The organism is Ureibacillus sp. GCM10028918 (assembly GCF_042666115.1).
Taxonomy (GTDB): Bacteria; Bacillota; Bacilli; order Bacillales_A; family Planococcaceae; genus Ureibacillus.
This window is the reverse complement of record NZ_JBHTFK010000002.1, coordinates 25,442-37,725: the sequence shown is the minus strand read 5'-3', so window position 1 is coordinate 37,725 and position 12,284 is coordinate 25,442. Positions and strand designations below refer to the sequence as shown.

The following is a 12,284-nucleotide window of genomic DNA, read 5'->3' as shown; positions in this document are numbered from 1 at the left end:
TGACTTTAAAATCCCCTTTAAATTCGACACTATTCCCTAGGAAATAAAATCTTTCAACTCTTGTATCTTCTAGTATAAGTTAATTTGTTAGTTCTTTTTTGAATTCCTTTTCACGAAGTTCAATACGTCTTATCTTCCCTGATGATGTTTTCGGTAATTCATCGATAAATTCAATTGATCGCGGGTATTTATAAGGTGCCGTAATTTCTTTCACATGATCTTGTAGTTCTTTCACAATTGTTGGACTGTTTTTTTGATCGGGCTCTCTTAACACTACAAAGGCCTTAACAATGTTACCGCGAATTTCATCCGGACTAGCTACAACGGCACATTCTTTTACAGCTGGATGTTTGACAAGGGCATCCTCTACTTCAAATGGACCTATAGTATACCCAGAGGAGATAATAATATCATCGCCACGGCCTTCAAACCAAAAATAACCTTCCTCGTCCTTGTAGGCACGATCCCCTGTTAAGAACCATTCTCCCCGATATTGCTTACTAGTTTTTTCTGGATCCTTTAAATATCCCTTAAATAATGCCGGAGTTGATGAATGTACAGCAATATCACCCACTTCACCGGCTTCTGTCGGTTCACCCAGGTCATTGATGATTTCTACAAGGTTCCCTGGTGTTGGTTTCCCCATTGAACCCGGTTTTGGGGTCATACCCAATAATGTCCCTACTAATAAAGTACTTTCTGTCTGTCCATAGCCATCACGAACTTGAAGAGAGAAAACATTCAGGAATTTATTAATGACTTCGCTATTTAATGGCTCCCCAGCTGAAACCGCACTTTTAACACTCGATAAATTATATTGTTCAAACTTATCTACTTTTGCCATTAAACGATATTCAGTAGGTGTACAGCATAATACATTTATTTGGTAATCCTGCAGCATTTGAAGATAACCCTGTGGTTCAAATTTCCCTATATGAATAAATGCTGTCGCCCCACTTCCTAATGTAGCTAGGAATGGGCTCCATACCCATTTTTGCCATCCTGGTGCTGCCGTTGCCCAAACCAAATCATCTTCTTGTACTCCAAGCCAATGAGCAGCAGTTGTTCTTAAATGGGCGTAGCCCCAACCATGGGAATGGACTACTCCTTTTGGGTTGCCGGTTGTTCCACTAGTATAAGATAAAAATGCGACATCGGAATCTTCAGTTTCTACTCCAACAAAAACATCCGACTCATTTTCTAAATTTTGCTCAATAGATAACCATGTATTTCTTGCTTGGCCGTACACAAAAAGTTTTAGCCCATCTATATGTTGTGCTTCATCAAATTGACTAAGTTCATTTTCAAAAGCAACTACAGCCTTTGCACCTGAATGTGTAATTCGATAATCGATATCTTTTGCCCGAAGCATCTCCGAGCTTGGTATAATTGTTAAGCCGGCCTTTAGTGCTCCAATATATGTAACATATGCCTCTTCTGAACGAGGTACCATGACTAGAATTACATCACCTTTTTTAAGTCCATTGCTTTTAAATAAATTGGCTACTTTATTTGCTTTTTTAATTAATTTTTCATATGAAATTTTTTCGATTTGTCCGCTATCATGATGAATCATTAATGCAATTTTTGAACTCGTTTTTGCATACTTCTCAATCTCATCCACAATGTTATATTTTTTAGGAGCCAGTAAATCTTCTCTTTTCATATTTATCCCCCTTTTATGCACCAAAAAAAGATACATTATACTAATTATAATAATATTCGACTATTATATCAAAATATTCCTCGAAAAAGAGAATTAAGCGTATTAAATGTATATTAGATATGTATAAAGTAATAATAATGATTCAGGAATCAGCAAGATTTTAATGTTAAATTGGCTTAATAAGTTTTGGGTTTTTAATCAATCAAACATAATTCGGGTTGACCTTTTATGTGCAAAACCAGAATATAAAGTATTCACACCGTACCTTTTAAAGCATAATAAAAGCTAGCAGCATCTAGCTACTAGCCCTATTGCAATTATTGTTGTTGTGAAGAACCACGTAATTGTGATTCAGCCATTTGTACAAGACGTTTAGTAATTTCTCCTCCAACTGATCCGTTTGCACGAGAAGACGCTTCAGGTCCGAGTTGAACACCAAACTCTTGCGCGATTTCGTATTTCATTTGATCTAAAGCTTGTTCTGCACCTGGTACAGTAAGCTTGTTACGGCTACCGCTGTTGTTTGACATTTATCTCACCTCCTTGTGCATTTAGATTGTGCGAAAATCATTTTTTAATACATAAAAAATAGTACTTTTTTGTTTAAGCTACATAGTGTAGACAACTTATAATTTTTTTAAAATTCATATTTCATTTTTTACAAAACTTTTATCTCCATTTACAATACTCCTAAAACCATTAAAAGATTAAAACAATGGCTTGTCGGAAAGACTAGATCATGAACTTATGTAAGCATATGTACATCGAACGAAAATGAAAGAGCTAGCAGCTTTTAGCTGCTAGCCCTTAGGAAAGTGATATTATTGCCCTGATGAAGAACCACGTAATTGTGATTCAGCCATTTGTACAAGACGTTTAGTAATTTCTCCTCCAACTGATCCGTTTGCACGAGCAGACGCTTCAGGTCCGAGTTGAACACCAAACTCTTGTGCGATTTCGTATTTCATTTGATCTAAAGCTTGTTCTGCACCTGGTACAGTAAGCTTGTTACGGCTACCGCTGTTGTTTGACATTTATCTCACCTCCTTGTGCATTTAGATTGTGCGAAAAATGTTTTTTAATACACTCAAGAATAAAGGTAAGTATTTCCTGTTAAATGTCTTCATTACAACGTTTTACAATAACCCTTCAAATTTATCTTTCACTGTATTCTCTTCCGGGAACTTATAAACTTCTCTGTTTCGAACAGCACGATCAATTAATTCATCGAATTCAGTAAAGCTTTCATAATAAGTCACTTTTTCAACTTTCGGTTTGGTTTTTGGATTTGCAGGCGTAAAGATTGTACAGCAATCCTCAAATGGTTGAATGGATGTTTCGTAAGTGCCGATTTTTTCAGCAATATCGATAATTTCCAGTTTATCAAATGCTATTAATGGACGAAGTATTGGTGTATTTGTCACGTCATTAATCGCTGTTAAGCTTTCTAATGTTTGACTGGCTACTTGACCCAAGCTCTCACCCGTCACGATTCCTAATGCACCGATTTCTTGTCGCACTTGATCTGCAATACGCATCATCATTCTTCGAGTTGTCGTCATAATTGTATTACTTGGAACTCGATCCCTAATTAATACTTGAATCTCTGTAAATGGAATAACATGCAATCGAATATTTGCTCCAAATTTTGTTAACTCGTTTGCAAGTACTTTTACTTTTTCTAATGAGTTGTCACTTGTATATGGTGGACTGAAGAAATGTATTGCTTCTAAACGAACGCCGCGCTTCATCAATAAATAACCTGCCACCGGACTATCGATTCCACCAGATAGCATCAACAGTGATTTTCCATTCGAACCAACTGGCATTCCACCAGCACCTTGTATAATCTGAGCCATCATGTAAATTGCATCTTGTCTAACTTCAATACGAAGCTCAACATCTGGTTTTTTTACCTGTACTGATATATTCGGATTATTTCTTAAGACATGTCCGCCAATTTCACGTTGAATTTCATGCGATTCAAGAGGAAACGTTTTATCTGATCGACGAACTTCTACTTTAAATGTTAGTTCTTGTTCTTTAAATTGTTCCATTATAATAAGAGATAACTTTTTCATGTCATCTAGATCTTTACCGCATACTGCCACCGGACTAAACGATTGAATGCCAAAAACAGTAGGTAATTTGTTCATTAACACTTCATATTGATCTTCATTTTCTAACTTGATATGCATACGATCACGTTCACTTACGATTTCTAATGGCGCAATATCAGAAAATGTGTGCCGAATATTTGCACGAAGTCGATTTATAAAATCTTTCTTATTTCGTCCCTTTGTTGATAATTCACCATATCTTATTAAAATTTCTTTCCAGATCATTGATTTTTATCTCCTTTTAACTCTTTCATCACATCGGTGAAAGCCTTTTTAAATTCAAGAATGTCTTCATCTGTATTGAAGGAACCAAAGCTTAATCGAATAACACCCTTTTTAAAGTTCGAAAGTATATTTAGTGCTTCAACTACATGACTTGTTTTCTTTTGCTTAGATGAACAAGCACTCGAAGTCGATACAATAATCCCTCTTTTTTGAAGTGCATTAATTAAGATCTCACCCTTTAAATCCTTTACACTAAAGGACAAAATATGCGCGGCGCCTGTATTCTTGGATAACAAATGAATATTTTCCCCGAATTCTGCTAAAAATTCTAATAGGTCATTATGCCATTTTCGGTACTTTTGAGCCGATTGTTCCATATTATCGTTAGCAATTCGAGCAGCTTTTGCGGTTGCAACTGCTAAAGGAACTGCCACTGTCCCGCTTCGTAATCCTTGCTCTTGGCCACCACCAAAAAAGAGTGGAATAATATTCATTTTTTTACGAAAAGCAATAATGCCTGATCCTTTTATTCCATGTATTTTATGTCCAGAGATTGTAATAATATCAGGACCTGCTTCACCGTTAAAGAAAATCGGCAATTTCCCAAAACTCTGTACGGCATCGACATGAAAGGCAGCACGACTATTTTCATGGATAATTTTCGCAGCTTCTTCAATAGGTTGAATTGCACCCATTTCATTATTTACATGCATTATGCTAACAAGTACTGTTTCTTTGCGAATCTTGGCTCGTAGTTCTTGTAATGAAATAACACCATTTTCATCAACTTTAAGGAAATCAACTTCGTATCCTTCATTTTGTAGTGATTTTACTGCTTCTATAATGGATGGATGTTCGATTTCTGTGGTAATAATATGTTTTCCTTTATGAGTATTTGCTTTAGGAATACCAAATATTGCAAAGTTGTTAGATTCCGTACCACCTGCTGTAAATAATACAAATTGGCCTTTCGTATGAAGAAGATCAGCTATCTGACCTCTTGCCCGGTCTAATAAAGTATTTGCTTCAACTCCAGCCTCATGAATTGAAGAAGGGTTGGCATAGAAGGATTCATTCACTTGTATAAATGTATTTAAAACCTCTTTGTGCGGTTTTGTTGTAGCACTATTATCTAGATAGATCATTTTATATCCCACCTTAATTTCTTGCATTTAGAAGTTTTAAAATATTTGATTCCACTCGATAAGAAAACCACCAACACATAAGTGCGGTGGCTTCCTCTATTAATTATAACGCTATTGTCAAGTGATGATTAATATTGTGATTTTTCGTAAAGCTCATCTTGAACAAGCTCTTCAATCCGTTTAATTGCCCCAGGCTCTGCCAACTCTACTGCGGCGGCTGCATCTTCTAACGCTTTTATGTAACGATATTGATGGAAAGCATATTCTGATTCTAGTAGAAGATCATTTACTTTTTGGTTCGTTGCACGATAACGGTTACCATATTGAATGATTCTTTCTATTAACATGACATTTTCAATCATCTCTTGAACATGTTTATTTACTTCATGTATACATTTTTCAGCATTTTCAATGTTGCCTTGTACACGGTTCATGTTTAGCGGTACATCTTGTAGACTTTGCATTACGATATAAATCTGTTCTTCTGCTTCTTCAATACGAGCATCCATTTCTTCTGGTATTCCAGGGATATTCGCCTTATTTAGTTGGCGATCCGTTTCTTGTAATACTCGTTTTAAAGAATCGAGCTTTGCTCTTGCTTTATTTTCATCAATTCTTAAATTCTTCAAACGACTAGAGAACTGTTCCTGTTCATCTTTTATACGTTCAATTTCTTCACTGATTTCAACTAATTCATCTTGCAAACTCGAATAAGCAGATTTTTCATCATTTACACGTGTAAGGAGTAGCTCAAAGCGTTTTTGAATGATTTCAAGTTGTTTGAGTCCTAATTTTGGAATCTCTGCTTCATTTTCAGGTAAATGATAGCTATTTTGTACATAAACAGCTTCGTTACTAATTTCTTTTGTGACTTTGACTACATCATTTAACGTTTGGAAAGTATCGTCACAATTTTTATCAACATAATTTCTTGCAATGACTTCCTTTTCTAATAGGTCATAATAATTTTCAATCTCTTCATTAATTTCATTAAGTCTTGGAGCTACTGAAGCTACATCCAAATCAGCTAGTTTTGATTTGAGTGTTTCTAGCTCTTCGTCAAGATGATCTAAGTATTTTGTTAGCTCTAAATGATTTAAGTAATAGGATTGCTCTTCCATTTCACGTTGACCGTTTCGCAATTCATGTATAGCAGCTGGTATTTTTGTTTGTATTTCTGATAGCAACGTTGGGACTTCAGATAATAAATGGTAAATTGTTTGAGCTTCACTATTAAGACCTAAAACGATTTCTCTAGCTTGCAAGTAATTTCCTTCTACCGTTAATGCTTCATATTCTTCAAATCTTGGAACAAATTGTTCTACTCTTTTTTCCAATGCTGCTAATGCTGGGCCAAAAGAATATTGATGAGCGAGCAAAGTTTTTCTAGCTGAGCGATAATGCTCTTTAATTTGTTCAATCTCAATGCGATTCTTTTCTTCGCTGCCGATTAGTTCTTCTAATTCGCTAATGATTTGATTTTTACTTTTTTCACATTTAGCAATATAATCCTCAATCGCATTTTCCACATTTGAAGCTTTTTTAAATTTAAAACGGTCGATGTATTCTTCCGCATCAAAAAGCATAGAATCTATCTTGATTACGTGAACATCTATAACTTCCGTCCAAATATTACGCCAATGTTCAAACATTTCTTCTGTTTGACCATTCATATTTAAAGATTTTACTTTTGTTAGCTCCTCAAATATAGGATAATGCTGAATTTGCATTTTTTCTTGTTCAAGTCGCTGTATAACAACATTATGTTTTCGACGAATCATGAGTCCAACGATAAATAATGCTAATAGTACGATGACGACAATGATGATATACTGCATCATAAGCCCCCTATTCCCAAATCACTGTACCTGCTACAATTTTGTAACTATAATATACCATGTTTTTTTTCATTTGTTTAAAAAAATACAGTTTTTTGCTAAAGTAAATTGTAATAAATATCTAGAAGATAAAAAAAATCCGAAATTTCTTAAATAAATTGGATTTTTCTAAGACATTCTACTAACAAAAATCTGCCTCTATAGACTATTATTTTATTAAGTTAGCATATAGTTAAATAATAGATTAAAAGCAATTTTACCGAAGCTCCCTGCTATTAATGGGAGCGTTGCCTTATTAAACCAGAGTGGAGGTTTGTTAATGAAAAAAGATGGTCATATACATTCACCTTTTTGCCCACACGGTACAAAGGACCCATTTGAAAGATATATTGAAAAAGCAATAGAAGAAAACTTTTCAGAAATTACTTTTACCGAGCACGCACCATTGCCAACTAATTTTGTCGACCCGACACCAAAAAAGGATAGCGGGATGATACCTAAGGATTTAACTGCCTACTTTGAGACTTTGCAACAACTAAAACAACAATACAAAGATCAAATTACTATTAAAGTAGGTTTAGAGGTAGACTATATTGTTGGCTATGAAACGGAAACTCGAGCGTTGTTGGACATTGCCGGTCCCATCCTTGATGACGCAATTCTCTCTGTTCATTTTTTAAAGCACAATGATACATACACATGCATTGATTTTTCTCATGAGGTATATCTTGATTTCGCTAGGCAAATTGGTGGAGTTGAGGCTCTTTATAATCTTTATTATGATACTGTTTTACAATCGATTGACGCTAATCTCGGCAGATTTAAACCTCGAAGAATTGGTCATCCAACCCTTGTTCATAAATTCCAGCTTGCACATGGAGAAAATATCGATGATAATCATCGTACCATTGAAGTACTAACAAAAATGCAAGAGAAGGGCTATGAATTGGATGTTAATAGTGCTGGTTTAAGCAAACCTTATTGCAAGGAACCTTATCCACCTATACACATGATTGAATACGCACGCTCTATTTCTTTGCCACTTGTTTTTGGCTCGGATGCACACAGTGCGGATGATTTACATCAGCACTATGATACAATTATGCGATAGAATGAAATCTCAATTTAACCTAACTGTTCATACAGTATTACTAATTATGGAGGTATAACATGTTTTCACAAATAACTTATGAAGGTCCAGTTTCAAAAAAATATGAAACATTATCTAAACAATTAGATGCATTACTTGAAGGAGAAACAAATTTAATCGCCAATTTAAGTAATGCTTCAGCCCTTTTAAATCAATTTCTGGATAATATCAATTGGGTAGGATTTTATTTGATGAAAGAAGGCGAACTTGTTTTAGGTCCCTTCCAAGGTTTACCCGCTTGTGTACGAATTGCTGTAGGTCGTGGTGTTTGTGGAACCGCTGTTTCAGAGCAAAAAACAATGCTAGTGGAAGATGTTCACGCATTTCCTGGACACATTGCTTGTGATGCTGCATCTAATTCGGAAATCGTGATTCCCTTCTTGAAAGATGACAAAGTAGTTGGTGTCCTAGATATCGATAGTCCGTTAAAAGCTCGATTTACTTTAGAGGACCAGCAAGGCCTGGAATTATTTGTTCAAACTTTACAAAAGTTTTTATAAGAAAGCAGCTGTTGACAAACGCTTGCAATCAACCAAACCAAATACGTGTAGATAAAATCGCTATTCGACTTTATCTACACGTTTAGTTTTTTTATTAAAAAAGCATTGATTTATTAAAAATTGAAAATTTATTCTTACCTGTAGATTTAGCATTGTACAATGCTGTATCAGCATGTAAAAAGAACTCCTGGAATTCCGGGCGTTCTTTTGCATTCCAAGTAATTAAACCAGCTGAAACTGTAACCGCAGGATTTGTAGCCTCTGGAATTGACTCCACGATTTGAGTCGCTAATTTTTCTACTTCATCCACTAAAATATTTGGTACGTAAACAGCTAACTCTTCCCCGCCCCACCTTGCACATATGCCACGTGTGCCAATCATATTTTTAAGTTGGTTCCCAATTTGAACAAGTACCTCGTCTCCAACTTGATGTCCATAAGTATCATTAACTCTTTTAAAATTATCAATATCAATCAATAGAAACATTCCTGAACTGTCGTTTTTCAATGAGTTTCCAACGAAATTATCAAAGAAACTACGAGCATGTAATTTTGTTAAGTGATCATGATCGACCATTTCCTGTAATTTATTGCGCAGAATTGAGTTTGCAATGGCTAATGAGGAGTGATGAATGAGCGATTGCATAAGTTTAAAACTATCAAAAGAGAAAAAGTATGAATCCTGATGCAGTACAATACTAAAACCATTAATACGTTGTTCTACTACCATCGGGATGGCCATCATCGAATTGAAATGAAGATCTTTCCCAATTAAACGACTGCAATCCGCAATAAATAATGGCTCTTGACTATTTTCAAAATGTTTGGAAACATGATCAATAAACAGGCGCCCTTCCTCAGTATCAAAAAGCTCTGTGGACTCCTCGGTAAGTTTTAACTCAGAATCATTCATCAAAACAAAACATACTTCCATTGGTTGGAAGGATTTTATTAGCTGTTTATGTAAAAACATAAACATCTCTTTACTATCTAATTTCATATTTAGACGATGTGATGTTTCATTAATGAGTTGAAGGTCGCTAATTAATCTATGTGACTGATGATATAGTTTCGCATTCTCTAAGGCATTTCCTGATGCATGTGCAAGCATTCTAATAAAATCTTCTTGTGTCTTTGAATAAACATAATAAAGAGGCGCACTTACTTGAAGGATTCCATAAATCGCTTGTCTTCCTTTAATTGGAGCATTCAACAGACAGCGGTTTAAATCTGAAGCCTGTTCTATTGTTATTGTCCCTGAAACGAAAGCCTCGATTGCAGCTGGCCTTTCTGAGAGATAATCAAACGGTTTAATATGTACCTTAGTTTGACGGTCTTGATCATTTGATAATATTAACTCTACATTAAAGTCCGGAAAATTATCTTGAATCGTAAATAACACATTTTCCAGAATTAAATCAATATCCATTGTCGAATGAAATAAATCGGTCATATTGTATAATTTACGGTACTGGTTTTCGTTTTGGAGGATTTCGATATTTTTGCACAATACTTTTAGTATATTAGCGGTAATATCTACGAAATTTTCAAAATATTCACTTTGCGAAAAGGTTATCCATTTTGGCGTTGCATCAAGTAATACAATACAAAAGACACCGAAAGATCCCGTTTTAAGTAATAGCATATGAGAGAATGGATTAAATTCTTTTATATTAGAAAGAAATCTTGGTACTTCAACTAACTTCCCTGATGAGAAATGTGTGCTAATATTACTCCAATGAATATCAGTAAAGTCTATTTCAATTGATGACTTTATATTAAATGGTATAAATGATTCACATTCATATAAAAGAAAACAGCATTTATCGATATCAAAATGCTGTTTCAAGCTTTTTTGCATCAATAAAACATATTCATCGTAGCAGTTTTTTTCATTCATAGAGTCTATACACAAACTTAACAAATCTGATTTAATATTCGTTAAAATCTCACGATGTTCTCTCATAAAAATCACCTTTTCTCAAGTAACAAAAATCATTTCCCTTATGTAACTTAATGTAAATTATACACAACTTATGCCAATTTGACTATAAATTTCTAATTGTATAGGATTATATATTCAAACAATTTATAATATTAGGGCATCTATATTTCATAATTTTAACATTTTTTATAAACTAAATAACTACTTTCGCTTGTCATACTTACCAATAATATTTCTTGACTCATATGATAATAAATTATATAATAATCTTCGTGTAAAATAAACGCAGCAGTTGTATAAGCTGTGCCTGTATTTTATTCCTCTTGGTCAACATATTGTTTCCTTGATGGTGTATTTGTAACCCTAATCGGCTGCAAGGGCGAAGATACATGAATATAAAATCCAGCAAGTTTCGGGTACAACTGGTTTTTGTTTTACTATAGAAAAAACATCACTTCGATGTCTTTTCTAGTTACTGATTATAGAAATTTTATATTTCGATCAGTAAAAAAACCAAATTAAAAGGAGGAGACAAAATTATGTCTCGTTATACAGGTCCATCATGGAAAGTGTCTCGTCGTCTAGGTATTTCATTAAGCGGCACAGGTAAAGAATTAGAAAAACGCCCTTATGCACCAGGACAACACGGTCCAAACCAACGCAAAAAATTATCAGAATACGGTTTACAATTACAAGAAAAACAAAAACTTCGTCATATGTTTGGTATGACTGAACGTCAATTCAAAAACCTATACAACAAAGCAAGCAAATTAAAAGGTGTTGCAGGTGAAAACTTCATGATCCTTCTTGAAACTCGCCTTGACAACTTAGTATACCGTTTAGGTTTAGCTCGCACTCGTCGTGGAGCTCGTCAATTAGTTAACCACGGTCACGTTTTAGTTGACGGTAAACGTGTTGACATCCCTTCTTTCAGCGTTAAACCAGGACAAGTGATTTCTCTACGTGAAAAATCTCAAAGCCTTGCTGTAGTAACAGAAGCTATCGAAGTTAACAACTTCGTACCAGATTATTTATCATTTGATGCAGACAAAAAAGAAGGTACTTTTGTACGTCTTCCAGAGCGTTCTGAATTATCAGCTGAAATTCAAGAACAATTAATCGTAGAGTTCTACTCTCGTTAATCCTAAGTTTGTATTCAAAGAGGACGACTTTTGGTCGTCCTCTTTTTTATATATGCAAAAAACTTTATTGATGGTAATTAAAGTATTTTAATTAAACACTACCTTTTTTAAGTATTTAACTTCTTCAATATATTCCCCCGCTCATTATTCTTCTCTCTTCCATTGGGGTCAATCATCCAAAAATTTTAAAAAATAAAAACCCCGAATAGTCACTTAGAGAAGTGCCACAATTCGGGGCTTTGTATAGAATGTTCAAGAACTTCTATACTGTTGTTGGTTGTGTGAGAGTAATTACTTATCGGTTCTCACTGTTGTTGTTATTGTTGTTGTTATTATTGTTTCTGTTATTGCGGTCAAAGTTTAATTCTTCTGCAAACTCTGCACGGTTGTTGCGGTTTTCTGCGTCATTGTTTTGACGATTGTTGCGTTGGCTGTTGTTGTTGTTATTGTTGTTTTGTGCCATATCTCTCACCTCCACCACATTATTATGAGTAATATTTATTTTTTTATTCTAAGACAAAATAAAAAAACGTCCTAGTTTAAATAAAAACCA

Annotated in this window: 11 protein-coding genes; 3 read left to right on the top strand and 8 right to left on the bottom strand. The window is 34.5% G+C overall.

The window, feature by feature from the left end; all coding sequences use genetic code 11:
* Nucleotides 1–79: 79 nt before the first annotated feature.
* From mbcS to ezrA, 6 genes are all read right to left on the bottom strand, one after another.
* On the bottom strand, nucleotides 80–1,666 hold the full coding sequence (gene mbcS / locus ACFQU5_RS00170) for an acyl-CoA synthetase MbcS (protein WP_390283434.1): 1,587 nt from the start codon (nucleotides 1,664–1,666) through the stop codon (nucleotides 80–82).
* 317 nt (nucleotides 1,667–1,983) lie between these two features.
* Complete coding sequence (locus ACFQU5_RS00165; RefSeq protein ID WP_390283431.1) at nucleotides 1,984–2,196, bottom strand: alpha/beta-type small acid-soluble spore protein; 213 nt, start codon at nucleotides 2,194–2,196, stop codon at nucleotides 1,984–1,986.
* A gap of 291 nt (nucleotides 2,197–2,487) precedes the next feature.
* Nucleotides 2,488–2,700, bottom strand: coding sequence for an alpha/beta-type small acid-soluble spore protein (locus ACFQU5_RS00160; RefSeq protein WP_390283428.1), 213 nt, complete (start codon nucleotides 2,698–2,700; stop codon nucleotides 2,488–2,490).
* Between the two features lie 102 nt (nucleotides 2,701–2,802).
* Nucleotides 2,803–4,011, bottom strand: a complete 1,209-nt coding sequence (thiI, locus tag ACFQU5_RS00155; RefSeq protein WP_390283426.1) for a tRNA uracil 4-sulfurtransferase ThiI — start codon at nucleotides 4,009–4,011, stop codon at nucleotides 2,803–2,805.
* A complete protein-coding gene (locus ACFQU5_RS00150; protein WP_390283423.1) occupies nucleotides 4,008–5,156 on the bottom strand; it encodes a cysteine desulfurase family protein in 1,149 nt (382 codons plus the stop codon). Before ACFQU5_RS00150 ends, thiI begins: the two co-directional genes overlap by 4 nt.
* 128 nt (nucleotides 5,157–5,284) lie before the next feature.
* Nucleotides 5,285–6,994, bottom strand: a complete 1,710-nt coding sequence (ezrA, locus tag ACFQU5_RS00145; protein ID WP_390283421.1) for a septation ring formation regulator EzrA — start codon at nucleotides 6,992–6,994, stop codon at nucleotides 5,285–5,287.
* A 319-nt stretch (nucleotides 6,995–7,313) separates the two neighbouring features.
* Between ezrA and hisJ the strand changes: the two genes are divergently transcribed.
* Nucleotides 7,314–8,105 (top strand): histidinol-phosphatase HisJ, encoded by a 792-nt coding sequence (gene hisJ / locus ACFQU5_RS00140; RefSeq protein WP_390283418.1) that lies wholly within the window; start codon nucleotides 7,314–7,316, stop codon nucleotides 8,103–8,105.
* A gap of 59 nt (nucleotides 8,106–8,164) precedes the next feature.
* Nucleotides 8,165–8,644 carry a GAF domain-containing protein gene (locus tag ACFQU5_RS00135; RefSeq protein WP_390283415.1) on the top strand — a complete coding sequence of 160 codons (480 nt, stop codon included), beginning with the start codon at nucleotides 8,165–8,167 and terminating at the stop codon, nucleotides 8,642–8,644.
* Between the two features lie 94 nt (nucleotides 8,645–8,738).
* On the opposite strand, the gene ACFQU5_RS00130 is transcribed toward ACFQU5_RS00135, so the two are convergent.
* Nucleotides 8,739–10,610, bottom strand: coding sequence for a sensor domain-containing diguanylate cyclase (locus tag ACFQU5_RS00130; protein ID WP_390283412.1), 1,872 nt, complete (start codon nucleotides 10,608–10,610; stop codon nucleotides 8,739–8,741).
* Nucleotides 10,611–11,128: 518 nt separating this feature from the next.
* On the opposite strand from ACFQU5_RS00130, the gene rpsD reads away from it, so the two are divergent.
* Complete coding sequence (rpsD, locus tag ACFQU5_RS00125) at nucleotides 11,129–11,731, top strand: 30S ribosomal protein S4 (protein ID WP_390283409.1); 603 nt, start codon at nucleotides 11,129–11,131, stop codon at nucleotides 11,729–11,731.
* 295 nt (nucleotides 11,732–12,026) lie between these two features.
* On the opposite strand, the gene ACFQU5_RS00120 is transcribed toward rpsD, so the two are convergent.
* Nucleotides 12,027–12,194: a hypothetical protein gene (locus ACFQU5_RS00120; protein ID WP_390283406.1), complete on the bottom strand. Its 168-nt coding sequence runs from the start codon at nucleotides 12,192–12,194 to the stop codon at nucleotides 12,027–12,029.
* Between the last annotated feature and the right edge of the window lie 90 nt (nucleotides 12,195–12,284).

Excerpts from the sequence above, each read along its gene's own strand:
- mbcS (WP_390283434.1), bottom strand. The coding sequence starts at position 1,666 with ATGAAAAGAGAAGATTTACTGGCTCCTAAAAAATATAACATTGTGGAT.
- ACFQU5_RS00165 (WP_390283431.1), bottom strand. The coding sequence starts at position 2,196 with ATGTCAAACAACAGCGGTAGCCGTAACAAGCTTACTGTACCAGGTGCA.
- ACFQU5_RS00160 (WP_390283428.1), bottom strand. The coding sequence starts at position 2,700 with ATGTCAAACAACAGCGGTAGCCGTAACAAGCTTACTGTACCAGGTGCA.
- thiI (WP_390283426.1), bottom strand. The coding sequence starts at position 4,011 with ATGATCTGGAAAGAAATTTTAATAAGATATGGTGAATTATCAACAAAG.
- ACFQU5_RS00150 (WP_390283423.1), bottom strand. The coding sequence starts at position 5,156 with ATGATCTATCTAGATAATAGTGCTACAACAAAACCGCACAAAGAGGTT.
- ezrA (WP_390283421.1), bottom strand. The coding sequence starts at position 6,994 with ATGCAGTATATCATCATTGTCGTCATCGTACTATTAGCATTATTTATC.
- hisJ (WP_390283418.1), top strand. The coding sequence starts at position 7,314 with ATGAAAAAAGATGGTCATATACATTCACCTTTTTGCCCACACGGTACA.
- ACFQU5_RS00135 (WP_390283415.1), top strand. The coding sequence starts at position 8,165 with ATGTTTTCACAAATAACTTATGAAGGTCCAGTTTCAAAAAAATATGAA.
- ACFQU5_RS00130 (WP_390283412.1), bottom strand. The coding sequence starts at position 10,610 with ATGAGAGAACATCGTGAGATTTTAACGAATATTAAATCAGATTTGTTA.
- rpsD (WP_390283409.1), top strand. The coding sequence starts at position 11,129 with ATGTCTCGTTATACAGGTCCATCATGGAAAGTGTCTCGTCGTCTAGGT.
- ACFQU5_RS00120 (WP_390283406.1), bottom strand. The coding sequence starts at position 12,194 with ATGGCACAAAACAACAATAACAACAACAACAGCCAACGCAACAATCGT.